Here is a 24,151-nt window from a genome sequence, read left to right on the forward strand (position 1 = left end):
TCGTTGCAATCAACGAGAAGGTGGCACAATGACGTTTCTACTTTGCAGAAACAGGACACTTTAACTTTGCGGCTACACATAGTTATCGCGTAATCTATCTTATGGAACCAAGCCGGATCCAGCAATGCGCGATCTGAAGCAATTCGAATTTCTCTGTTTTAGCTTGAGACCTCTAAATCGCCGCGGCGTGCAATTCTGCCGCCGGTCTGTGGTTTTGCAACGCCTGTTGTGTGCGGGAAACTGAGTGGCAGTCCCTTAAGCGAACGCATTGCCAGATAAGCGAAGCATTCCGCTTCTACCGCATCGCCGCGCAGGCCCACATCGTCAGCGATGATCACCTCCACATTAGCTCGCTTTGAAATTTCCTTCATCATGACCGGGTTCTTGCGCCCACCGCCACATACGACAATCTTCTTGGGTCGTTCCGGCAGAAGGTCCAACGCTTTTCCCACCGCGCCAGCAGTAAAAGCTGTCAGGGTCGCTGCACCATCTTCAAGACCAAGACCGTCAGCCATAGATGCCGGGAAATCAAACCGATCAAGCGATTTCGGATATGGTGCATGGAGGAATGGATGGCTGAGAAGCACGCGCAGGCGCTCCTCATCAACGTTTCCACTTGCGGCAATCTTGCCGTCACGGTCCATTTCCTTGCCCGTTTTCGCCCGTATCCAGTCATTGACCGGAGCATTGGCCGGACCGGTATCAAAGGCGATCATGTCGCTTGAATTGCACCAGGTGATGTTGGCGACACCGCCCAGATTGAGCATGGCATGATCGGCGCCAGCTCCAATCTTTTGCAACATGGCCTTGTGATAAATCGCCGAAAGCGGCGCTCCTTGCCCGCCTGCCTCTACATCCGCAGAACGGAAATCGAACACAACATCCGTTCCAACAATCCGCGACATGATTGCGCCATCGCCCAATTGTCGTGTGAATCCGCGATTTCCGCCTTGAGGCGCCACATGGAGAACCGTCTGACCGTGAAAGCCGACAGCTGCAATATCGGAAGACTGGAAGCCATGCTTTTCAAGGAATAGATTGACGGCAAGCGATTGCGCTTCCGTCAACGCGATTTCCGCTTTGCGAAAGATTTCCGGCTCAGGACCCTTGAATTGCCATTCACGGGCAATGTCCAAAGTTTCCGCCAAAAGCGAGCGAATATCGGTGGGATAAGGTGCCAATTCCCAGGGGCCGAACTCGTCAATGGTTTCGCCATCACTGCGTATCATTGCAATATCGATGAAACCATCCAGCACAGTGCCGGTCATGAGACCGACTGCCCAGCTTGACTTCATATCGGAGGTTTTAGGATGGTTCATACGGCGGACTGCGCTCCCGAGCGATTGCGGTATTTCGCAGCCTTGTTAACCCGTTGGCGGCATGATCCGCAAGCGCCGTTTCCTATTGTAATCTGGGCAAGAGAGGAGCTATTTGCGAACGGCTCCAGCTATCCGCCACTGGCAATATATTGACTGTAGACCTCAACGCCTAGCCAGATAAGCGCTGCTAGCCCGAACAACACGACCAGCACTACCAGAATTGGGTAACCCTGTTCGCCCTGCTTTATCCTTGGCGCTTCAATCCTCTTGGCCATTGTTAATCCTCAAATCTTATGGTTCTGACCAACAAAAAATGGTGCGGCCAGCCGTTTCAAGTGGTGGCTTGAAAGACTGGCCGTACGGGATGCCAAAACTTACGCTGCAGCAGCGTTGATGCGATTTTCTGCCATGCCGGTCAGAGCCTTATCAGTCTTTAGCTCTTCATCGAGATTTTGCTGAAGCAGGGCGGCGCAATCATGGCGACCAAGCTGCTTGGCCCATGCGACGAGCGTGCCATAGCGTGTAATTTCATAATGCTCGACAGCCTGAGCGGCAGCGATCAACGCCGCATCAAGGACGCGATCATCATCTACCTCGCCTGCAATGTCGTCGGCCTCTTCCAGAATGCCATCAATGGCTGGGCAATTCACACCACTGACTTCAACACCATGCTGGGCAAAAACCTGCTCCAGACGCTCAATCTGCAGATGTGTTTCCTGCAGATGTTTTTCAAATCCATCCTTGAGAGTTTGATCAGTAGCCTTGTCGATCATCTCGGGCAAAGCTTTTACGATCTGGTTTTCCGCATAGTAAATATCCCGAAGCGTATGGACGAACAGGTCGTCCATCGTTTTGATATCCTTGGAAAAAAATCCCATGTTCATTCTCCTGATTACAGACACAGACCACCATTCGCAGCCAGGCGGCTTGCGTTCGTAGTCGTTGATATTTGGTTACAGGGAAGAAACGATGATGCCCGGCAATGGTTCCTGAGTTGCAATTACAATTGCACAGGTCGATCAAAGCGGCCTTTACCAGCCAGCTCAACAAGGTACGTCTTGCCCGCATCAGGATCAGTCTTGTGATAAGCCTCGCTCATATCATGATAGGCCGTTGTAACGATTATGCTCGCCGTATCCTCGCTGACAAATGCGGGACAGGAAGGCTGCTTTACGGGCATCGTGATGGAATGTATGCGCTTACCGGATGGCGAATAGACATCCACGGCTGAACGGCCCCAACAGGCATTCCACAGATTTCCATCGCCATCGACTACAGAACCGTCAACACCGCCCTTTTCCTGGTGTCGATAAAACTCTGTCGGCTCGCCAATGGGAAGCCCGGTTTCAGGATCGGTATCGACTCGCCAGATTATATTTTTATCTGTATCTGCAAAGTATGAAATACTGCCATCGGGCGAGAAGCAGATCGAGTTTGGAATTGTTATGTCGTTGAATATTTTACGCAATTCGCCTTTTCGATACCAATAGATCGAGCCCGCCCCCTGCTCTGCTTTCTTGCCCATTGTGCCAATCCAGAAAGCACCGGCTGGATGCACGCGCGCATCGTTTGAGCGCGTAATCGGATTATCCGCCTCGATTGGCTGGTGCATTTTCAGCACGCCCGTATGGCGGTCACGAAGCACAAGCCCGGTCTCCGTGGAAATCAACTGATGCTGCGCGTCGACCACCGCCAGCGCACTCGCCATTTGCCCGAGTTGATGGATTGCGACGTCGCCGCCAGCCAAGGGTTTTTCGAACAGACGGCCCGTGACGATATCGAACCACCAGGCATTCTTCGTTAGTGGATCGTAACCCGGCCCCTCGCCCAGTTGACATGGAACATCGTGAAAAACGCTGATTTTTGGCTGTTTCATCGTCAAACTTCCCCAAAAACCCGATCATATGCAGCAATTGTTGCTCTTGCGCGGTCACCCACCTCTCCCACTGTCGCGCCAATCTTGTAAAGACTGGAACCTAGCCCGAAGGTTCTAACGCCAACCTTCGCATAGGACGCGAAGCCGTTTTCATCGACACCACCAACAGCACCGATAATGGTTCCCTTGGGTAGAATTGCGCTGATCGCCTTTATGCCGTCGGGACCGAGCACGCTTGCCGGAAAGAACTTCAAGCCGGATGCACCGGCTTTCAAAGCAGCAAGCGCTTCAGTCGGCGTGAAAACGCCCGGCATGGACACCATCTCTGCTTTAGCAGCGGCTGCCAGCACGGAAGGATCGATATTTGGCGAAATGACAAGACGCCCTCCGGCATCCCCAAGCCGTTGAACGTCATTTGCATCGAGCACTGTCCCAGCGCCAACAAGAACGTGCGAAGGCAGTTTTTTTGCAAGCAGTTCAATGGATTGGAACGGATCAGGGGAATTGAGCGGCACTTCGATGACATCGATTCCCGCAGCAACAAGCACCTCCCCAATTGCCAAAACCTCATCTGGCCGGACGCCCCGCAAGATCGCGATCAGGTCGCGTTCAAGCTTGGGCCATGGAGCGGAAGAAAGGGTCATTTGAAGTTTCCTTTAACGTTTGGCCAAATACCGGAGGCAGCAACGAACAATCCTTTACGCACGGCTTCATCTGCATCCACCAGATCAAAATCCAGTCCGGCGACGTCGAACGCCTTGCCATAAAGAGTGGCCATTGCACCCGACGCGACCAAGACTATCCTATTGTTTGTTATCGCTTTTTGCCCGGCTATTTCTGCACCGATAAGCAGGCCCGAAAGCCGAGAAGCAGCTGCCTCCGGTTTCAAATCATTTAGAAGCATGGCGGCGCGTATGCCAAAGAGCTGACCCAGGAGAGAGTTTCCGGCTAGCATGGATTTCAGCGCGGCAATAAATTCCGGATGATCCGCCGAAGCGGATTCCGCTGCATCCTGAATGGAATGGCGCAGGATCGATTGCTGACTGACTAGCGCATAAACCTCGCCGGTCATATAGGTGCCGAATGACTTGGCCCTGCCCTGTTCCAACTCTACCCATTTTGAATGCGTTCCGGGCATCGCTATGATTCCACTGGATAAATTTCTATCCAGAATAGCTCCAAGCAACTGGGTTTCCTCGCCGCGCATGACATTTGGCGTATCGTCCAACTGGCAAAGACCAGGAATAATGCGAACGTCGCGCGCCATGTCTGGCAGTTTGACGGCACCAACAAGAATGGCATTCAAATCGGCAGGAACCGGCACATAATTCGCCTCGACCCAGCCCTGACGCGAGCCTGCCATGCCGCATATGACGACCGGCAGATCTGAGGGTGCTGAAAGGCTTGCAAGATGCCCCTCAAGCACAGAGGCAAACCCCTTAACGCGCGATACATCAAGCCCGTCATCGGCACGTTTTTCGCCAAGAACATTGCCCGCGCCATCGACGAGCCAGAGCCTGAAACGCGTTGTTCCCCAATCACTTAGCGCATAGATCGGGACTTGGCTCACAGATAGCCTCCATCAACGATCAGGGTCTGGGCACTCAGCATGCGCGCTGCATCGGAAGCGAGGAAAAGACAAGGCCCGACCATATCACCGGGCTGAATTTCTTCCCGCAAAACCTGCCGTTCAATGTGGTGTTTCAGGCGATCTCCCGATACCCACAATTCGCGCTGGCGTTCCGTAATGACCCAGCCAGGGGCAATGGCATTCACCCGGATTTTCTCCGGCCCCAATCGTCCCGCTAACCCCTTGGTAAGACCGATGATTCCGGCTTTCGCGGCCGTATAGGAAGGCATTTCGCCATGGTTGATCATGAACGAAGTCGAGGTGAAATTGATGATCGAACCACCACCCGCCTGACGCATGCATGGTACAACGGCCTGCGCTGCGAAGAACTGGGGACGCAGGTTAATAGACTGGTTCTTATCCCAATATTCCGGCGTCACTTCATCAATATCGTGCCGGTCATCCCAAGCAGCATTGTTGACAAGCACGGTGATTAGGCCAATATTTTCAATGGCTTGCGCAACAGCAGCCCGCAGAGCCGCCACGTCTGAAAGATCAGCCTTGATATAAAGCGGGCGGTTTCCGTATTGGCTTTCCATCTGTTCCACCAGCGCATTGGAAGGCTCGTCGGCAATGTCGATGAAGGCAACGCGCGAACCCTGACGCACAAAGCCTTCAGTCAATGAAGCGCCGATGCCGGAACCCCCGCCGGTGATAAGCACAGATCGATCTTTCAGGTCGGGAAAAATAGCGGAAGGCATCATGGTAGGATTCTCATAAGGCTGAGTTAATTCCATTATATGGAACTATGTTTGACTATGCTGAATTGTCATCCTATGCTGCAAGAAGTCAAGGAAAATGAGTCTGGTCAATGGTTCAACTTCGCACAACCAAATTTCTATTGGCGATTGTAAATTTTCAGCAAAAATCGGGGATTCTTCGGCAAATATTGCTCAAGTTGCAGCAAAAGCGGGAGCAAATCGCCCCAGACACTCCAGGAACAGGAAAAACATGAGCAAACCGCAAAGAGTGGCGACCGATAGGGTAAAAAGATCCGGTGGCAGTCAAGATACCGGCACGCTCGGCAAAGCCATCAGCGTTCTTGACATCATAGCCAACTCTTCCGAGGCGCTGCGTTTCACGGATGTGCTGAAACTTTCCGACCAACCGCGCGGCACCCTCCACCGGCAAATTTCCAATCTCATCGACGAGGGGCTTATCGCGGTTAACAGGGATAATTGTTACACGCTAGGATTGCGGTTGTTGCAATTTGCATCCAAAGCGTGGGCTGGCAATGAATTTCGCAATGTCGCCGCCCCTCACATCCAGAAGTTGCATGAGGCGACAGGCGAGACAGTGCATCTTGGCGTGCTGCGCGATATAGAAGTGATCTATCTGGACAAAATCGAGAGCCGCCAGAATATCCGCATGGTTTCACAGATCGGCAACACCGCGCCCGCCTTTTGCACCGGGGTCGGCAAAGCTGCGCTTTCGGCCCTTCCAGACGATGAATTGCGCGAGCGGGTCGAGCGCATCGAATTCCGGCCATACACCCCCAACACTTTGGCCGATGCCGCAGCCCTCCTATCCGAGATCAGCACCATACGAAGCACCGGAAATGCCTATGACCGGGAAGAGCATGAACTGGGGATTACCTGCGTTGCAGCACCGATTTTTTCCCGCACCGATGCGCTGTTCACTGCCAGCGTTTCCGTGACAGGTCCTGCCTACCGGGTAACGCCGGAAATGCTGGCCTCCTGGACGGAAATAACCCGCGATACCGCGTCGGCCATCATGCAGAGCATGGCAATCCAATTGTCTCCGCGCAGCTAATATACTGAAAAAATTGAATTAATTTTTTAAAAGCTGCACACGCGGCTTTGTCAAATTTCTGTCATTGAAATCAAAAAGTTACCACAAAGTTAACACAATTGGCCTTTTTCCCACTTGACGTAAGATGCCGATAAATTTCAACCTCCTAGTACTTTCGGATTAGGTGATCCGAGAATCGGAGGAATATTATATGTCTTTTTATGCTTCTGACGCAGCTGTTTCCGCCCGTAAAACCCGTCTAAAAACATTCCGCAAACATCTTACTACAACAGTCTTCACCACCATCTTGCTCACCGCGGCAACGGCAGGTGCAATCGCCCAGCAACAGCCCAGATATTACAATGCTGACGGCACGCGAACCGATGATTTCGAAGCCGCAAAGAAGAGCTGGCGCGATGATGCCGAGTTCAACGGCAATGATGTCCTGAAAGCGTTCAATGCCGATGCAGCCTATGCAATGGGCTTCACCGGTAAGGGCACCAAGCTTGGCGTCATCGATCAGCCGGTCTATGCCGCTCACTCGGAATTTGCCGGTAACGGCAAAATGAACTTTGTCAAAACCGAAGGCACAAGGCTTTATACCGATCCCTATATTCCCGTGAAAGCCGGTGACCACTTCGTTGCCGATGGCAGGCAGTATATTGACGGCTATGGTGGCATTTCCAGCCATGGTACGCACGTCGCCGGTATCGCTGGCGCCAATCGCGATGGCAAAGCCATGATGGGCGTGGCCTTCGATACCAGTATCTTTGCCGCCAGCAATTATGACGCAGGTCCAGAAGATGGCGTTGTACTTGGCAATGATGGCGCAGTTTATGCTGCGGCATGGGATGCCATGATCAATAGCGGCGTCTCGATCATCACCGACAGCTGGGGCATTGGTCTTTCAAGCTCATCCTGGACCTATGCGGAAGCCTATGGGCAATATCAGGAGATCAAGGCCATTCTCGGCACCCCCGAAGGTGGTGCCTATAACGGCGCGATCAAGGCTGCGGAAAGCGGCATCGTCGTCGAATTCTCAGCCGGCAATGATGGTGGACTGGAACCAGACGCCCTTGCAGGGCTTGCAACTTTTCGTCCTGAACTGGAGAAAAATTGGCTGACGACAATGAGTGTCGTTGCTGACGAGACAAACCCGGATGGCTATTCACGAAGTGGCTTTTCCAGCATTTGCGGCTATTCCAAATATCATTGCGTCGCCGCTCCTGGCACAAACATCAATAGTGGTGTGCCGGTTGGCGACATTACCGGCCTTAATCCCGGCGATGTAATGGACGACAGCAGATTCACGTCTGGCTATGAAGAACTGAGCGGTACTTCCATGGCAGGCCCGGCCGCGACCGGTGCCTTCATGGTGCTGAAGCAACGCTTCCCCTATCTCTCCAATGGCGATGTCAACGAAATTCTCAAGACGACATCCACCGATCTTGGCGAAGCCGGGGTTGATAATGTGTTCGGCTGGGGTCTGATCAATCTCGACAAGGCAATAAAGGGCCCCGGCCAGTTCCTGAGCCGTGTCGAGGCAAATCTGCCCGCCTCCTATCGCGGCACCAATGAAGAAGTCTGGAGCAATGATATCTCACAGGACGCGCTGGACCAGCGGTTCGTTGAAGACCAGCAAACAATCGCCGATTGGGAAGCCAAGAAAATCACAGAAGGCTGGCAGAATGGCATAACCGAAGCCAGCAAGGAAAAAATCCGGCAGCAGGTCGTAACGCAATTTCCGGATTCCAACTTCCCTGCGGCCATCGAACTTGTCAGGGACCGATACGCGAAACTCGACATTATCAATCTTCCTCAAAACCCGCCTTTGACTGATGAGCAGCTCGAAGCTGCCAATGCAGCATTCGAGGCGGCGGATGCCAAGATGCTGGCGGACCCTGCAGCAACTGCCCTATGGAATGCATTCGTGGCAACAGCTCCAAACACAAGCATTCCGAGGGCGCCACAATTTGTCGATTTCTCGGCTACGCCTGAAGCCAGTGCCGAAACAATTCGCGGCACGATCACCGATGACCGTATTGCCGGAGCGCTGAAAGAATTTACTGCCTATGAAGCACTCGTTCCGACACTGACCGAGAAACTGAATGACCCGAACAATTATATTGGCGGATTGACAAAAACCGGCATGGGCACGCTGCGGCTGACAGGCGACAGTACCTATAGGGGTGATACGCTCATCAATGGCGGCTTGCTTGCAATTGATGGGTCCATCACTTCCAAGGCTGTCATCAACGATAGAGGTACGCTCGGCGGCATTGGCGCAGTTGGCGGTATCATAGCCAATAATGGCGGTACGGTCGCTCCCGGCAATTCGGTAGGCACCTTGACCTCAAATGGCGATGCGACCTTCAACACGGGTTCAACCCTGCATATTGAAGTCAACGGCAGTGAGGCTGACAAGCTCGTCGTCAATGGCACGACGACCCTGCTTGGCGGCGTTGTTCTCCTGACGCCGGAGACCGGAGCCACGACAAAACCCAGCGCACAGGAGGTGCGCTCCGCCCTCAATAGTAACAGCTATAATTTCCTGACATCGACGGGCGGCATAAACGGCCAGTTTGCAAGTGTTCAGTCGGCCTATGTGTTCTATGATGGCGTTCTCGCCTATGCTCCGACCGGCATTGCGGCAAGCTTCAAACGCAACGCATTGGGCTTTGACGATTTCGCCAAGACGCGCAATCAAAGAGCGGTTGCAAAATCCATTGAAACTGGCGGCGCTGGAAGCTCCCTTTACGACACAATCGAAACCAGCACGGTTTTTGACGCCGTTGCAGGCACCTACCAATCGCTGACCGGCGAAATCCATGCGACGCTGGACGGTGTACTGATCGAGGATGGGCACTTTATCAGTCAGGCGGCAACAGAACGTCTTCGTGCGGCCTTTGACGGCGTGGCCGTCACCCCGCAGGCAACGATCACCCCTCTCGCCTATGGTCCGGGCGAAAAAGCAACGGGCAGCGAAGCCTTTGCCGCAATTGCTCCGGCCGATCTCTCCCCTACCCTTTGGGGTCAGGCCTATGGCGCATGGGCGCATGCCGACAGCGACGGCAATGCCTCCGGCTACAGCCGCGATACGGGCGGCTTTGTTACCGGCCTTGATGGCGTGATTGCCGAAACATGGCGCTTCGGCCTCTTGGCAAGCTATGGCAATACCTCGTTGCATAGCGGTGGGGCCAAGGCCGATGTGGACAGCTATCAGGTCGGTGTCTATGCCGGTACGCAGTGGGATGCGCTCGGGCTTCGCCTGGGTGTCAATCTAGGTCATCACGAGATCGACACGGATCGCGATGTGGTACTTGGCGGTGTTACCAACGGCCAGAATGCATCCTATGATGCCCAAACCGTTCAGGTCTTCGGTGAACTCGGCTACAAGGTCGAGACGCAATATGCGGCGCTCGAACCCTTTGCTGCTGCGCGCTACACGCATCTGAAAACCGATAGTTTCCAGGAAGATGGCGGCGATGGCGCATTAACCGGTCTGTCCGGCTCCAGCGATGTTACCACGACAACGCTCGGGCTTCGCCTTTCGCGCAATTTTGCGCTTAGCGAAACAACCGTGCTGACGGCACGCGGCATGGTTGGCTGGAACCACGCCTTCGGTGATGTAACGCCTGAACGTGAGCTGGCCTTTGCCGGCGGCGCGCCCTTCTCCATCGAGGGCCTGCCCATTGCCAAGAATGCCTTTGCTGTCGAAGCCGGGTTTGATGTCGGCATCGGCAAACGTACAACGCTCGGCCTCGCCTATACCGGCCAGTTCTCCGGCGACACACGCGACAATGCCGTGAAAGCCGACCTGACAGTCAAGTTCTGAGACTGCACAACAAACTAAAAACCCTCCCCGCATGGGGGAGGGTTTCGCATTTGAAATTGATAGCTGGATTAAACAAAGAACGCTTCCGAACGAGCCTGCCGCAAGTGTTCTTTACTGGTTGGCTTCGAGCGCTTCCTTGGCAAGTTCATTGCCCTGATCGGCGGCAAGCTTCCACCAATGGAGAGCCTTCTTCATATCCTTCTTAACGCCGCGTCCCACATTATAAAAGACGCCGATATTATATTGCGAGGCGGCATAACCTTGTTCCGCAGCCAGCTGAAACAGCTCCATGGCCTTTTTGTAGTCTTTGTCCACGCCAACGCCCGCCGCATATTGCAGACCAAGATTGTCAAGCGCGACCGAGTAGCCCTGATCGGCTGAAAGCTGATAAAATTCAACAGCCTTTTTCGGGTCCTTGGGCAAGCCGCCCCGCCCTTCAAGATACATGTTTCCAAGGCTCATCTGCGAGCGGTATGAACCCTGCTCCGCTGCCTTCATATACCAGACAACGGCCTCCTTATCGCTCTGCTCGACGCCTTCGCCACTCTCATAGGCATATCCCAGATAGTTCTGCGCATCCGCATTGCCCTGATCCGCAGATTTCCGGTAGAGGGCAGCAGCAGCAGCCTTGTTCACCTCAACGCCATAGCCATTGGCATAGACATTGGCGAGGTAATATTGGGCCAGTGCATCGCCCTGATCGGCACCTTTGGTCAGCCAGATGAGTGCCTGCGCATCATCTTCTTCAACGCCAATGCCGTTGGAATAGAGAAAGCCGAGATTGCGTTCGGCCCGCGCCAATCCCTGCTCTGCCGCCTTGCGATACCAGAGCACGGCTTCCGCCGGATTTTCCTCCGTGCCAAGCCCCAAGCGATAAACATCTCCTATGGCATTTTGCGCGAGCGCATAATTTTGATCCGCCGATTTGTTGAGCAGATCGCGGGCCTTTGCATAATCTTCCACGCCGGTATAGCCGTTGAGAAAAATGCTGGCGACGCCATATTGTGCTGCAGCTTCACCCTTATCGGCGAGCGGCTCCCAAAGCTTCAATGCAGTGACATAATCTTCATTGTCAAAGGCGATCTGGGCCGCATCTGACCAAGCCAAGGACGGAACGGACAGCACAAGGCTGGCCGCCAGGAAAATAGCTCTGAAATTCACAATCGCACCCACGCCTCATTGATCCTTTGAGGACTATGGCGCGGCATGCCGGAATGCAAGTGGCCCGATTCTGAAATTTTCTTTCAATCGGGAGCCACCAAGCTCTAATTCTTCAAGATGAAATCCGCAGGCCGTGAGTGCTCAAGCACGAGATCGGCATTGGGCATATCATTGGACAATGCCCTCGCCTGTGCCGAGCCGACATTATAGCCGAAACCGAGCCAGCGCTGCACCAACCGGTTTTCAAGCTCGAGCCGGTCCACCTGCAAGAATACCGTCATGTCGAACAGCGGCTCCAGACGGTTCCAGGGTGCCTGATCGAGCAGGAGATAATTGCCTTCAACAAGCAAAATCCGCTGATCCGCCTTTACGATATCTGCTCCCGCCCGCGCTAGATCAAGCTTGCGGTCGAAAAGCGGGATAACGATATCCTCGCCGCCCTCGCGAAGCCGCCTCAGCATGACCTCAAAGCCAGCACAATCAAATGTGGGTGGAGACCCCTTGCGCTTGCGCATGTCCCGCGCATCGAGAATGGCATTATCAAGATGAAACCCATCCATCGGCACGACCACCGCCGCATCCGGATCGCGCGCATTGATGGCGGCGCAAAGCGTCGCTGAAACCGTGGATTTGCCGGCACCCGGCGGGCCGGCAATCGCCACGACAAGCCGTTTCGTATCGGCGGCACGGGCGAGAATAGCCGAGACCAGATCTTCACTGGTTACGGCTTCCTGCCTGTCGTCCAAAAGGGTCAGGCCAGCCATTTGTCGTAATCGGAAACGAGCAAATGCAGCGGCGCTTCATCCTCTTCAATATTGGAGAAACGGCCGATCGGCTCACGGAAAATATTGTCGGTCAGATCGTCATTGACCGTCGAAACTTCACCGATCAGCACATCGCCGCCCTCGCCCCAGAAAGCGTGCCAATTGCCCGGCAACAGCGTCACGCTCTCACCCGGTTGCAGCTTCAAAAGGCCGCCTGCCTTCTGGCGCACGATACGGCCATCAGTGGCAACTTCCACATCGGTCTTTTCGTCTACGCTGCCATCTTCATTGGAGTTGAAAAGTTCCAGCACCAGCGTGCCGCCGCCGCGATTGATGATATCTTCCGCCTTGACGATGTGGCGATGCATGGGTGACAGCTGCTTCTCGCGGCTGATCATGATCTTTTCGGCATAAAGCATGCCGCCACCCTTTTTCAGATCTTCCTGATTGCCGTTCCGGGTGGTGAAGAGAAACAGACCAAGTTCATCGAACTTGCCCTGACCGTAATCGGTGATATCCCAACCAAGACGCGCATCGAGAATTGCCTTGGCATCGCTTGATGTGCGAGCCTTCAATTCTTCCGGCGACCAATAGGCGAACGGCGGCATGACATAGCCGAACGAGCGAATGAACTTGTCGCTCTCGCGGATGATCGCATTGATTTCAGAACGCTTCATTCTCAAAAATTCCTATGGGTATAGTGGGTCGATTGGCAGCTGTATATCTCCCCCTTAGCGGGGGAGATATACTTGTAATACTCGTTCAGTTTACCTGTGCTGGCGGCGTTTTCGCTCCGGTCATAAAGGCGACGGCGTCCGACATCGTATATTCCTTGGGGTTGATCACTGTTAAGCGTTTTCCCAGGCGGTGGATGTGAATACGGTCTGCCACTTCGAAAACATGTGGCATATTATGCGAGATCAGCACGATTGGCAGCCCACGTTTTTTTACATCCTGAATAAGCTCTAGAACGCGGCGCGATTCCTTGACGCCGAGTGCAGCTGTCGGCTCATCCATGATGATGACTTTGGAGCCGAAAGCCGCCGCACGCGCCACGGCAACGCCCTGACGTTGGCCACCCGACAGGGTTTCCACCGTCTGGCTGATGTTCTGGATGGTCATGAGGCCAAGCTCCGTGAGCTTGTCACGCGCCATCTTTTCCATCGCCTTGCGGTCGAGCATGCGGAACAGGCTTCCCGCAATGCCGGGTTTGCGCAACTCACGGCCGAGGAACATATTGTCGGCAATGGAAAGCGCGGGAGACAGAGCGAGGTTCTGATAGACGGTCTCAATACCCGCATCGCGCGCTTCCATGGGCGAGCGAAAATTGATGACCTTGCCATCCAGTTTGATCTCGCCCTCATCGGGATGCACGGCACCGGAAATCGCCTTGATCAGCGAGGATTTTCCGGCACCATTATCGCCGATAACCGCCAGAACTTCGCCGGGGTAAAGGTCGAAATCGGCATGATCCAGCGCCGTGACACGGCCATAGCGCTTGACCAGACCGCGTGCTGTGAGCAGCGGGGTCGCGGAGGTTTGTGTCGTGCTCATCAGCTTGCCGCCTTTCTGATCCACTGGTCGATTGCCACAGCTGCGATAATCAGCACGCCAATCATGAGATAGGTCCACTGCACATCCGTGCCATACATGCGCATGCCGAAAGAGAAAACGCCGACGATGAGCGCACCGAAGAGCATGCCGAGAATGGAGCCGCGCCCACCGAACAGCGACATGCCGCCGATAACCACAGCCGTTATGGATTCAATATTGGCGAACTGGCCAATCTGCGGCGAAACCGAGCCATTACGGCCAATCTGGGCCCAACCGGCCAGCCCGCAAATGAGGCCCGCAAGAACATAGACCGAGACAAGCACGCGCTTGGTGCGCACGCCCGAAAGCTGCGCCGCCTCCGGATCGTCGCCGATCGCATAAAGATGACGGCCCCAGGCAGTATAGTTGAGCACATACCAAAGCAGCATGATCAGCAGGATCATGGCGAACACGCCATAGGTGAACATGGCCCCGCCACCCAGATTGATCTTGTCGCCGAAGAATTGCAGCAAGGGAGCGTTCTGCTCGATCTCCTGGGCGCGGATCGTCTCATTATTGGAATAGATATAGGTCGTGGCAAGAAATATCTGCCACGTGCCAAGGGTGACGATGAATGGCGGAAGTTTCACATAGGCAATCAGCATGCCGTTGATGAAGCCGCAAAAGGCACCGAGCGCCAGCCCGCAAGCGACAGCCACCTCGACAGGCAGGCCGTAGCGGAAGGTAAACTGCCCCATGACCACCGAAGACAGAACCATGATGGCGCCGACGGAAAGGTCGATACCGGCGGTAAGAACGACGAGGGTCTGCGCCGCTCCGACGATGCCGACAATGGCCACCTGCTGCAGGATCAGCGTCAACGCGAATGGCGTGAAGAAACGCGATCCGACCAGCGCGGCGAAAATGACCAGCGACAGGACCAGAACAATAAGGGGGACGGCTGCCGGACTTGAATGCAGGAAATGCCGTATCTTTTCCAGCGCGCTCTTGTCATCGCTGTCAAAGCTGGCGACGGTCGTCGCGCTTTGCGTCAGCACGCTTTCGAACTCCTGCCCCTTATGAGGCGTTCGCTCTGTTTCTGTCATAATGTGACCTCCCTAGAACAGGGTAATGAATTCTGTTGAAAACAAAAGGCTGGGCGCGATGCTAACCCTCCTCCTTGTGGGAGGGAAGCTGCGAAGCAGCAGGGAGGGGTCTTTACAAAGTGAGAAGAACCCCTGCCCGTCGCTACGCTCCGTCCCTCCCCACAAGGGGGAGGGTAAGACCGCTCAGATCAGCCCCAGCACTTGGCCAGGCCGTCCTTGACGCTGATCGACTCAACACCCTTGACCGGCTTGTCAGTGACCAGCGCGACGCCGGTATCGAAGAAGGTCTTGCCTTCCGTTGGCTTTGGCTTTTCGCCGGTATCGGCAAACTTCTTGATGGCCTCAATGCCGAGCGCTGCCATGGCAAGCGGGTATTGCTGCGATGTCGCGCCGATAACACCGGCTTCAACATTCTTGACGCCCGGGCAACCACCATCGATGGAAACGAGCAGAACGTCCTTTTCCTTGCCAACCGCTTTCAGAGCCTCATAGGCACCGGCAGCTGCAGGCTCGTTGATCGTGTGCACGACATTGATGCTTGGGTCTTTCTGCAGAAGGCTTTCCATTGCCTTGCGGCCGCCTTCTTCATTGCCATTGGTGATGTCGTGGCCAACAATGCGCGGGTCAGTTTCGTCGCCGATCTTGTTGATATCGGCAACATCAATGCCAAAGCCCTTCATGAAACCCTGATCGCGCAGAACGTCAACCGATGGCTGCGATGGGGTGAGGTTGAGGAAAGCAATCTTGGCATCCTTCGCCTTGTCACCCAAAGTACCGGCAGCCCACTTGCCGACCAGTTCACCGGCCAGAAGATTATCCGTTGCGAAGGTCGCATCGGCAGCATCGACAGGATCAAGCGGCGTATCGAGCGCGATAACCAGAAGACCGGCATCACGTGCCTGCTTGACCGAGGAAACAATACCGGCTGTGTCGGATGCTGTGATCAAAATACCCTTGGCACCATCGGCGATGCAGGTCTCGATTGCCGCGACCTGGCTTTCGCTGTCGCCGTCGATCTTGCCCGCATAGGCCTTCAGCTCAACGCCGAGTTCCTTGGCTTTGGCCTGCGCACCTTCCTTCATCTTGACGAAAAACGGATTGGTGTCTGTCTTGGTGATCAGGCATGCGCTGACATCCGCAGCCTGTGCAGGCGCGGCCAAAGCGGCCAGAGCAACGACAGCCGCTCCAAATACCGTGGATTTCAAATATAGATTCTTAGCCATGTGTGACTTCCTCCTATGGACGCGGCAAGCGCATACTCGTCCGCATTGAGACCGTGTTCGACAGGTCCCTGTTCAATTTTCTAAACATCTCGGACAGTTATCCTCCCGGCCAAGTGCCCTATAAGCAAATACCACTCGTCCCAACCTGTCAACATTAATAAATCACTGTGATTTAATATTGACAGAAGCCGGTCCCCGTTCCATTGTCCCAGGGAAATCGGGAGGAATTTCGTTGGCTATTCGAGTATCGGAGCGAAGTGCCGCCGCGCGGCCGTCGCATCATCACGGTACGAACCAGAGCGGCATGCGCGATCACAATGAGCGTGTGGTGCTGTCGCTGCTTCGCCAGCATGGCAGCCTTGCCAAGACGGCGATTGCGCGGATGAGCGGGCTCTCCGCCCAGACAAGCTCAATCATCATGCGCATGCTGGAAGCCGATGAACTGCTGATCCGCGAAGAGCCTTTGCGCGGGCGGATCGGTCAACCCATGATCCCCATGGCGCTTAATCCTGAAGGCGCATTCTTCTTTGGCTTCAAGATCGGGCGGCGCAGCGCCGACCTTGTGCTGATCGATTTTCTCGGACGCATCCGCTCCATGCGCCATACGCCCTATGATTATCTGGCACCGACGCCGATCTTTCGCATTGCTGCAGAAGGCATGCGGGACATGCTGGCCGAACTGACACCCAAACAGCGCGAAAGGGTCGCCGGGATCGGTATTGCCGCGCCGTTTGAGCTGTGGAAATGGGCCGATGCCGTCGGCGCGCCGCAGGAGGTGCTGGACCAGTGGCGCGACTGCGATATCCGTGCCCGAATCCAGGAACTCTGCTCCTTCCCCGCCTATTTGCAAAATGACATGACCGCCGCCTGCGGCGCAGAGCTTGTCTTTGGCCAAACCAAAGATATCAATGATTTCGTCTATTTCTATATCGGTTCGTTTATCGGCGGCGGTATCGTCATCAATGGCAGTCTTTATCCCGGGCGCAGCGGCAATGCCGGCGCGCTTGGCTCAATGCCGGTATTCGGGAATGACGGCACGGCCCGCCAGCTCATCGATATGGCTTCAATCACCGGTCTTGAGCGCGTCGTCACCACGCTTGGCCGTGACCCCTCGCCGCTCTGGGCTTCGCCTGACGATTGGGGACAGATGGGCCCTGAACTCGACGAGTGGATCGACACAGCCGGCAAAGCGATTGCGCAGGCCGTCGTCGCATCGGCCTCGGTTGTGGATTTTGAAGCCGCAATTATCGATGGCTGGATGCCTGAAGATGTTCGCGCCCGTGTCGTGGAGGCCGTTCAAAAACATATAAATACGTTCCGGCTGGAGGGACTATCGCTTCCCTCAATTCTTGCAGGAACTGTTGGGATCCATGCCCGTTCACTGGGAGCCGCCAGCCTGCCACTGGCTGACCGTTTCCTTCTGGGCCAGAAGATTTTCAGGAAAGAAATTTAGTGCATGCAAAATTATGGCTTTAAGAAAAATGGGATGCCGATTGCTATTCTCTCTGGTGATGTCCCATGTTGATTGGAATTTCCCCAATGCTGGGGCCGGAACTGCTGGCGACACTGCGCGCCATGGGACATGGCGACGAGATTGCACTCGTCGACGGCAATTATCCGGCGCAGGAAGATGCTCGGCGGCTGATCCGCGCCGATGGCCTGCCGCTGATTCCGCTTCTCGATGCAATCTTGCAAGTGCTGCCTGTCGATGACTTCGTACCACAGGCATTGTTCCGCGCTTCCGTAATGGGCGATCCGGACCGCGCCGACCCCGTTCACCACGAAATGCAGGCTGTCTGCTCCAGACGCGCGCCGGGGTTTGAATTGGTTGCGCTCAATGGCGAGGCACTCTATGCGCGCATCAAAAAGGCGTACACGATTGTTGCGACAAGTGAACCTCGACTTTATGCCAATATCATCATCCGCAAGGGTGTGATTTATCCAGATAAGTCCTGAATCCAGAGAGATATTCTATGATTTTATGTTGTGGTGAAGCCCTGATCGACATGCTGCCGCGCCAGACCGGCGCCGGAGAAGCTGCTTTTGCTCCTTATGTCGGCGGCGCTGTTTTCAATACGGCGATTGCCCTCGGACGGCTTGGGGTGCCAACCGAATTCTTTTCGGGAATTTCTTCGGATTTCTTCGGCCAGATGTTGCGGGACAGCCTGGCACAAAACCATGTTGGCACACGCTATGCGCATATTTCGCCGCAGCCGACTACATTGGCTTTCGTGCGGCTTGTTGACGGCCAGGCCAGCTATATTTTCTATGATGAAAACAGCGCGGGGCGGTCCCTGACAACAGACCATTTGCCGGTGCTGGACGATAATGTCACCACAGTGCAATTTGGGGCGATCAGTCTCATTCCGGAACCTTGCGGCGCGACCTATGAAGCGCTGATGGCGCGCGAGCATGAAAAACGCGTCATCGTGCTCGACCCGAACATCCGACCCGGTTTCATTCCTGACAAGGAAAAGCATCTCGCCCGCATGCGCCGCATGATCGCCATGACCGATATTGTCAAGATTTCCGATGAGGATATGCGATGGTTCGGTGAAGCCGGAACGATGGACGAAATCGCAAAACGCTGGATCGTTGCGGCAGATCAACAGGGACCGAAACTCATTCTCGTTACCCATGGCGCTGATGGCGTTACCGGCTACACACAGGATCAGACCGTGCATGTCGATGCGCAGCGTGTTGAGGTTGTCGATACGGTGGGCGCTGGCGATACATTTACCGCCGGTGTACTGGCTTCATTGCAGGAAGCCGGGCTTTTGACGAAAACGGCCCTGCCTGCCCTGACACAGGATCAGATCAGCGCTGCCCTGACACTTGGTGCCAAGGCAGCAGCCGTAACCGTTTCCCGCGCAGGCGCAAACCCGCCCTGGCGGAGTGAGCTGGGCTAGGTTGCCATCCCTTGGCGCTCCCCCGTTGGCTTATGTGCAAGGTTAACTATTCGCATTAATATAGTGCGTGGTTCGACGGGCTTGTCGAAGGGTGAACCACGCATCACTCTAATGCATGCCGAAAATCACTTCAATTCTCTCGCCCGCCGATCCAGCTCCAAGGCCTCCGCTCTTGTCAGGCCAATATCATCGAGCATGCGATCGCTGAGGCGGGCCAGAGGCGCATCTTCCGCGCTGACCACACCGCCGGAGGCAAAACTTGTGCGGACTCTTTCGACAAACCGCTCAAGCAAACCGGCCTTATTGGAGTTTCGCAACGAATAGCTGCGGCCAGTGCGATAGTTGCGGTCAATTTCTAGTAGACCAGTCGTCTCTATATAAGCCATAATAAATACTCCTATGATGTGCGGGTCAGCAGGCCGTCGAGCGTCATCGCGCGGAACCGCTGTAATGGTTTGATACTTCCTTCCGCCTTCATTCTGATCAGCGCGCCCTCATAGGCATCAATCAGAAAGGCGGCCGTCTCATCCGGATCAAGATGTTCCGGCAATTCTCCGGCATCACGCGCCTCACGCAACACCGTTTTAAAATCCTCCTGCCAGGCGGTGAATGAGCGATTCAGCTCGCGCTGGAGCACTTCGCTATGGGCCGCAATGGACTGGGCAAGATTGCCAAGAAGACAACCGCAGGTTGGATCGCCGCTGCTATAGACTGTCTCGTAATAATCGAAATAATCACGCAGACGTTGGAGCGGTGCTTTCGACCTATTTTCCAGCAGAAGACGCGTGCGCACCTTCTGGTTGTTGGTGCAATAGTTTGCAAGCACCGCCGAAGCAAACTCTTCCTTGCTTTCGAAGAAGTGATAGAACGAACCCTTGGGCACGCCCGCCGACTTGAGGATCGGGCCGATTCCCGCGCCATCATAGCCGTGGGAAAGAAGCGCCTTCAGGCCCTCATCAATCAAAACTGCTCGTGTGTCGATCTTGCTCATAAGGTTATAATAGACCAGTCGTCTAGTATTTGCAAGAGGCGTTTTTTTGCCCTTTGACTAGCTCGGTCTAACGCTCCGGTAGGGCCTGCTGCAAATAGTATAGTGCGTGGGTTGCAATGACAGTCTCCAGCGTTGCAAGAGCTGGCTCCCTGCACTCAGCTCTCTTCCTCATGGTGAGCCCTCCTGAGCGAGCCGAAGGGCGAACCACGCACAATCTAAAAGCCACGCAAGCATGTGCCTTGTGATGACCGAAATACTAACCGAAAGGATTTTCCACTCTTGGCCAGATTTCACGCGAGAGCTTGCGGTAGTCTGTCTTTTTCGGATTTGAGGGATAAGGCGCGCCCGCATCGATATAGATGATCTCCGACGCCACCGGCTCGAACCCCGCGTGGAAATGATTGGTTGATTTGACCAGCAGAATATCTTTCGACAAGGGATCAATGCCAATATTGGAAAAGATGTCAGGCTCAAAAGTCTGGGTGCGGTTCGTGTTGAGGATGACGTCGATATCCGTGCCTTCAAGGCGGATCAGCGCTGCGGGCCCAAGCGTAACCCGGCTCTTACCAAAGCTTTGCCAGCCTTCCTCCACGGCCCTTACCACCTCGACACGCGCATCAATAGGCGCGCCGCCATCAGGACCGGCCTTGCCGCCAAAGCGCAGCTGTATCAGCGCGCCCTCGCCTGCGGCGAGGCAAAAGGTGACGGCGATAGGGTCCCAGATCGTCGCAACAGCCACATTGCCAATACCGCGCTCGATAATGCGATTGAGGATCAGCGTGCCATCGCCCGCTACACCGCCGCCCGGATTATCCCAGACATCGGCGACAACCACAGGCTTGCCCGGGCGTTGCGCGACAATCGCCATGGTCGCATCAAGCCCCGCTTCCGTGTCCAGCATTGGCATGGCCGTGGTGCCACGTAGGGCGAAAAGCTCCATGCCCAGCTTTTCCGCCAAAGCATCGCCCCTGGCCTTTTCATTATCCGTCACAACCATGAGCTGTGTGCCCAGCTCCGGCACGTCGCCCGCCATGAAACCATGGATCAGCGAAACCGACAGAATGCCATCCTTGCCGTGCAGCGCTTTCATGCGATCCACATAGGACCGCATCGGCTCGCGGCTTGTGGGATAGACGCCAATCATGCGGCAATCGAAGGTTGAAATGACCGGCTTGATCTCGCCACGGAGTGTCCGCAGGGCCAGGTCAACCACATGTTCGCCGCGCTCGTAAAAATCCGTATGGGGAAATTCGAGAAATGCCGCCAATATATCCGCATTGGCGACGCGCTTTTTCGTCAGATGGCTATGGGGATCGAGTTCCGAAGCAATAAGAATATCCGGGCTGACAATGGCGCGGATGCGCTCCAGAAGATCGCCTTCGCAATCATCATAACCCTGCGCGACCATGGCACCATGCAGACCCAGAATAACGCCATCGACCGGCATTGCTGCCTTGAGCTGGTCGAGAATCTCGTCGCGCAGATCTTCATAGGTCTTGCGCTGCAACAGGCCGCCGGGCTCGGCCCATGTTGCTGTCCCTTCGATAAGCTCGAAACCTTCTTCCTGCGCGCGGCGGCGCAGGACCACCATCGGCGCCGAGCACAATGTCGGCGTATCCGGGTGCTGGCCGGGACCGGCGTAAAATGCCATCTCAAAGCTGGCGCGATCTGTCGGCACTGGCGAGGAGGTGTTGGTCTCGGTAGCGAAGGATGCGGTGAATATACGCATTTTATGCTTTCGGTTGGGTGGTTATGGCAGTTGAGTTGTGCGTGGTTCGACGGGGCTCACCATGAGGGAGGTAGCGGGTTGCAAAGCTCATCTTCAACGCTTGACGATCAAGCACCCTGCAATCAACTCACCTCCCTCATGCTAAGCTTGTCGAAGGGCGCACAATATTCATGCAGGCTTATAGGCCACCGCTTCAATCTCGATTTTGATATCGATCATCAGCCGCGATTCAATGGTTGTGCGCGCGGGCGGGTTCTGCGGAAAATAGGTGGCATAGGTCTTGTTGAAGGCAGCAAATTCGCGCGCATCTTCTAAAATGACGAATGTCTTGACCACATCGGAAAGCTCTGCCCCCGCAAGGGCGAGCGCGGCTTTGATGTTTTCCATTACCTGCTTGGTCTGGGCTTCGATACCGCCGATAATGACTGTTCCATCCGCGCCGACCGGCACCTGACCGGAAATATAGATGAAATCCCCTGCCCGAACCGCTGGCGACAATGGCACATGCGACTGGCCGAAATGCTGTTTTGTCATGATCTGTTTCCTGTTGTTGACTTATTTCACTGCGCCGATGGAAAGTCCGCGCACCAGATAGCGTTGCAGCCAGGCGAAAAGTATGGCGACCGGCACTGACGCGACGAAAGCGGCGGCCATAACATAGTGCCAATCGACCGTATAGCGCCCCGCAACCAGCGAAAAGACGCGGATCGGCAAAGTATAGCTGCCTTCGGTGCGCAGCATGGTCAGCGCAATGACAAACTCATTCCAAGCATTGATGAAGGTGAAAATCGCCGTAACCACCATGGCGGGAACCGCCAGCGGCAGAAACACGGTGAAGAGCGTGCGCGTGCGACTTGCGCCTTCCATCCACGCGGCCTCTTCCAGATCGCGCGGGATGGTGGAGAAATAGCTTTGCAGCATCCACACGCAAAAGGCGATGTTGAAGGCCGTATAGATGATGACGAGCACATTGAGGCTATCAATCATACCCGCCCCGGCAACAAGGCGGAAAAGCCCGATGACCAGAACAATGGGCGAGAGCATTTGCGAGATGAGCAAAAACTGGCGGAAGGCATTGCGCCCGGCAAATTGATAGCGGCTGAGCGCATAGGCGGCAGGAATGGAGACGAGGATCGTCAGGGCGGTGGACAGGCCGGACACGTAAAGCGAATTGGCCAGTGCCGATGCAATGCCGGAGGTGCGCCACATTTCCGGGAAATTTTGCCAATGCAACTCGTCCGGCCACCAGGTCGGATTGAGCACTTCCGTTGCGGATTTCAGAGAGCTTATGGCCATGACCGCATAGGGAAACAGGATCACCACGACAATGGGCGACAGGAAAAGCCAGAACAGGATGGAGCGTTTCAGTTTCTTGCTCATTGCTTTTCCTCCCGCATGGCGAGGCGCACATAAAGAATAGTGAAAATAATGAGAATGGCGAACATGATCAGCGAAACGGCGGCGGCTTCGCCCAGCCTGCCCATGCGGAAGGCGGTTTTATAAAGATAGGTGACCAGAATATCGGTGGAATTGGCCGGACCGCCCTGCGTCGTCGCCCAGATGATGGGGAAGGAATTGAACACATAGATCGTGTTCAGCACGAAGGCGATATTGATGAAGGGCTTGAGCAGAGGCAGCGTGATCAGGCGAAACTGGTCCCAGCGTCCCGCACCCTCAGTCGCCGCCGCCTCATAGAGATCTTCCGGCACGGAAGAAAGGCCGCCAAGGAAGATTGTGACCGTAAAGGGCACCGAGACCAGAATGCCGATGAGTATCTGCATGGGAAAAGCGGTCGAGGCTTCCGCCAGCCACTGAATATTGGTGTTGATGATCCCGAGATCACGCAGCGCCGAATTAAGCATGCCGCTTTCGCCATTCAACGCCCAGCGCCAGACAATTGCAGTCATGGTCAAGGATATGGCCCAGGGCAGCATGATGAGAATGCGCGCAATGCCGCGGCCATAAAAATCCTCATTGAGGATAAGCGCGATGGGAACGGAAACAATCAGCGTGCCAATGACAACGGCCGCCGTCCAGAACAGGGTACGCCATGTCGCGGCAATGAAATCCGGATTGGCAAACAGGCTGCGATAGTGCTCAAGCCCGATGAAATCCTTCAACATGCCAAAGCGGTTCACATCATGCAGCGATAGCGAGACGATCTCCTTTAGCGGCCAAAGGATGATGGCAGCCGCCAGTAGAAAGCTCGGCAAGATGAGAAAATAGGGGACTGAAGCCCGTTGCATCGATGGAATTACCTTTGGTTTGTAAAAGACCCCTCCCCGGACCTGGGGTCCGTCCCTCCCCACAAGGGGGAGGGTTG

Annotated in this window: 24 protein-coding genes; 5 read left to right on the forward strand and 19 right to left on the reverse strand. The window is 55.1% G+C overall.

Annotated elements, in window-relative coordinates; genetic code table 11:
- Positions 1 to 158: 158 nt before the first annotated feature.
- The 7 genes from V9K92_RS22225 to V9K92_RS22255 all read right to left on the reverse strand — a co-directional run bounded on the left by V9K92_RS22225 (position 159) and on the right by V9K92_RS22255 (position 5,529).
- Entirely contained in the window at positions 159 to 1,295 is a 1,137-nt protein-coding gene (locus V9K92_RS22225; protein ID WP_337355027.1) for an anhydro-N-acetylmuramic acid kinase, read from the reverse strand.
- A gap of 152 nt (positions 1,296 to 1,447) precedes the next feature.
- Complete coding sequence (locus V9K92_RS22230) at positions 1,448 to 1,594, reverse strand: hypothetical protein (protein ID WP_307275307.1); 147 nt, start codon at positions 1,592 to 1,594, stop codon at positions 1,448 to 1,450.
- Positions 1,595 to 1,693: 99 nt separating this feature from the next.
- A complete protein-coding gene (locus V9K92_RS22235; protein ID WP_115053680.1) occupies positions 1,694 to 2,197 on the reverse strand; it encodes a DUF892 family protein in 504 nt (167 codons plus the stop codon).
- 122 nt (positions 2,198 to 2,319) lie between these two features.
- Entirely contained in the window at positions 2,320 to 3,195 is an 876-nt protein-coding gene (locus tag V9K92_RS22240; RefSeq protein ID WP_337354999.1) for an SMP-30/gluconolactonase/LRE family protein, read from the reverse strand.
- A 2-nt stretch (positions 3,196 to 3,197) separates the two neighbouring features.
- Positions 3,198 to 3,839 carry a 2-dehydro-3-deoxy-6-phosphogalactonate aldolase gene (locus V9K92_RS22245; RefSeq protein ID WP_337355000.1) on the reverse strand — a complete coding sequence of 214 codons (642 nt, stop codon included), beginning with the start codon at positions 3,837 to 3,839 and terminating at the stop codon, positions 3,198 to 3,200.
- Positions 3,836 to 4,765, reverse strand: coding sequence for a 2-dehydro-3-deoxygalactonokinase (locus tag V9K92_RS22250; protein WP_337355001.1), 930 nt, complete (start codon positions 4,763 to 4,765; stop codon positions 3,836 to 3,838). Before V9K92_RS22250 ends, V9K92_RS22245 begins: the two co-directional genes overlap by 4 nt.
- Positions 4,762 to 5,529: an SDR family NAD(P)-dependent oxidoreductase gene (locus V9K92_RS22255; RefSeq protein ID WP_336441938.1), complete on the reverse strand. Its 768-nt coding sequence runs from the start codon at positions 5,527 to 5,529 to the stop codon at positions 4,762 to 4,764. The genes V9K92_RS22250 and V9K92_RS22255 overlap by 4 nt, the downstream gene beginning before the upstream one ends.
- 247 nt (positions 5,530 to 5,776) lie before the next feature.
- Here V9K92_RS22255 and V9K92_RS22260 point away from each other — a divergent pair, with 247 nt between their 5' ends.
- Together V9K92_RS22260 and V9K92_RS22265 are read left to right on the forward strand one after the other, a co-directional pair.
- Positions 5,777 to 6,598, forward strand: a complete 822-nt coding sequence (locus tag V9K92_RS22260) for an IclR family transcriptional regulator (RefSeq protein WP_337355002.1) — start codon at positions 5,777 to 5,779, stop codon at positions 6,596 to 6,598.
- 190 nt (positions 6,599 to 6,788) lie between these two features.
- Positions 6,789 to 10,412, forward strand: a complete 3,624-nt coding sequence (locus V9K92_RS22265) for an autotransporter domain-containing protein (protein WP_337355003.1) — start codon at positions 6,789 to 6,791, stop codon at positions 10,410 to 10,412.
- A 111-nt stretch (positions 10,413 to 10,523) separates the two neighbouring features.
- Here the strand turns inward: V9K92_RS22265 and V9K92_RS22270 are convergent, their stop codons facing one another.
- The 6 genes from V9K92_RS22270 to V9K92_RS22295 form a co-directional block, all read right to left on the reverse strand.
- Positions 10,524 to 11,585: a tetratricopeptide repeat protein gene (locus V9K92_RS22270; RefSeq protein ID WP_337355004.1), complete on the reverse strand. Its 1,062-nt coding sequence runs from the start codon at positions 11,583 to 11,585 to the stop codon at positions 10,524 to 10,526.
- Between the two features lie 92 nt (positions 11,586 to 11,677).
- Complete coding sequence (locus V9K92_RS22275; protein WP_115053672.1) at positions 11,678 to 12,337, reverse strand: nucleoside/nucleotide kinase family protein; 660 nt, start codon at positions 12,335 to 12,337, stop codon at positions 11,678 to 11,680.
- Positions 12,325 to 13,014, reverse strand: coding sequence for a D-lyxose/D-mannose family sugar isomerase (locus V9K92_RS22280; protein WP_115053671.1), 690 nt, complete (start codon positions 13,012 to 13,014; stop codon positions 12,325 to 12,327). Before V9K92_RS22280 ends, V9K92_RS22275 begins: the two co-directional genes overlap by 13 nt.
- A gap of 85 nt (positions 13,015 to 13,099) precedes the next feature.
- Complete coding sequence (locus V9K92_RS22285) at positions 13,100 to 13,891, reverse strand: ATP-binding cassette domain-containing protein (RefSeq protein WP_115053844.1); 792 nt, start codon at positions 13,889 to 13,891, stop codon at positions 13,100 to 13,102.
- Positions 13,891 to 14,976 (reverse strand): ABC transporter permease subunit, encoded by a 1,086-nt coding sequence (locus V9K92_RS22290; RefSeq protein WP_115053670.1) that lies wholly within the window; start codon positions 14,974 to 14,976, stop codon positions 13,891 to 13,893. Before V9K92_RS22290 ends, V9K92_RS22285 begins: the two co-directional genes overlap by 1 nt.
- 188 nt (positions 14,977 to 15,164) lie before the next feature.
- Positions 15,165 to 16,181, reverse strand: coding sequence for a sugar ABC transporter substrate-binding protein (locus tag V9K92_RS22295; protein WP_115053843.1), 1,017 nt, complete (start codon positions 16,179 to 16,181; stop codon positions 15,165 to 15,167).
- Positions 16,182 to 16,503: 322 nt separating this feature from the next.
- On the opposite strand from V9K92_RS22295, the gene V9K92_RS22300 reads away from it, so the two are divergent.
- From V9K92_RS22300 to V9K92_RS22310, 3 genes are all read left to right on the forward strand, one after another.
- Positions 16,504 to 17,652 (forward strand): ROK family protein, encoded by a 1,149-nt coding sequence (locus V9K92_RS22300; protein WP_336442021.1) that lies wholly within the window; start codon positions 16,504 to 16,506, stop codon positions 17,650 to 17,652.
- Between the two features lie 65 nt (positions 17,653 to 17,717).
- Positions 17,718 to 18,155: an RbsD/FucU family protein gene (locus tag V9K92_RS22305; RefSeq protein WP_337355005.1), complete on the forward strand. Its 438-nt coding sequence runs from the start codon at positions 17,718 to 17,720 to the stop codon at positions 18,153 to 18,155.
- A 17-nt stretch (positions 18,156 to 18,172) separates the two neighbouring features.
- Positions 18,173 to 19,108 (forward strand): carbohydrate kinase family protein, encoded by a 936-nt coding sequence (locus V9K92_RS22310; RefSeq protein WP_337355006.1) that lies wholly within the window; start codon positions 18,173 to 18,175, stop codon positions 19,106 to 19,108.
- Between the two features lie 125 nt (positions 19,109 to 19,233).
- On the opposite strand, the gene V9K92_RS22315 is transcribed toward V9K92_RS22310, so the two are convergent.
- The 6 genes from V9K92_RS22315 to V9K92_RS22340 all read right to left on the reverse strand — a co-directional run bounded on the left by V9K92_RS22315 (position 19,234) and on the right by V9K92_RS22340 (position 24,074).
- Positions 19,234 to 19,494 carry a DUF1127 domain-containing protein gene (locus V9K92_RS22315; protein WP_307275343.1) on the reverse strand — a complete coding sequence of 87 codons (261 nt, stop codon included), beginning with the start codon at positions 19,492 to 19,494 and terminating at the stop codon, positions 19,234 to 19,236.
- An 11-nt stretch (positions 19,495 to 19,505) separates the two neighbouring features.
- Positions 19,506 to 20,099: a TetR family transcriptional regulator C-terminal domain-containing protein gene (locus V9K92_RS22320; protein ID WP_115053665.1), complete on the reverse strand. Its 594-nt coding sequence runs from the start codon at positions 20,097 to 20,099 to the stop codon at positions 19,506 to 19,508.
- A 256-nt stretch (positions 20,100 to 20,355) separates the two neighbouring features.
- Entirely contained in the window at positions 20,356 to 21,828 is a 1,473-nt protein-coding gene (locus V9K92_RS22325; protein ID WP_337355007.1) for a M81 family metallopeptidase, read from the reverse strand.
- Positions 21,829 to 21,996: 168 nt separating this feature from the next.
- Positions 21,997 to 22,365 carry a RidA family protein gene (locus V9K92_RS22330; RefSeq protein ID WP_307275947.1) on the reverse strand — a complete coding sequence of 123 codons (369 nt, stop codon included), beginning with the start codon at positions 22,363 to 22,365 and terminating at the stop codon, positions 21,997 to 21,999.
- A gap of 18 nt (positions 22,366 to 22,383) precedes the next feature.
- Positions 22,384 to 23,208, reverse strand: coding sequence for a carbohydrate ABC transporter permease (locus V9K92_RS22335; protein ID WP_115053662.1), 825 nt, complete (start codon positions 23,206 to 23,208; stop codon positions 22,384 to 22,386).
- Positions 23,205 to 24,074: a carbohydrate ABC transporter permease gene (locus tag V9K92_RS22340; RefSeq protein ID WP_307275351.1), complete on the reverse strand. Its 870-nt coding sequence runs from the start codon at positions 24,072 to 24,074 to the stop codon at positions 23,205 to 23,207. The genes V9K92_RS22335 and V9K92_RS22340 overlap by 4 nt, the downstream gene beginning before the upstream one ends.
- Positions 24,075 to 24,151: the final 77 nt, after the last annotated feature.

The sequence above is a fragment of the Phyllobacterium sp. CCNWLW109 genome (assembly GCF_037203905.1).
GTDB classification, from domain to species: Bacteria; Pseudomonadota; Alphaproteobacteria; order Rhizobiales; family Rhizobiaceae; genus Phyllobacterium; species Phyllobacterium ifriqiyense.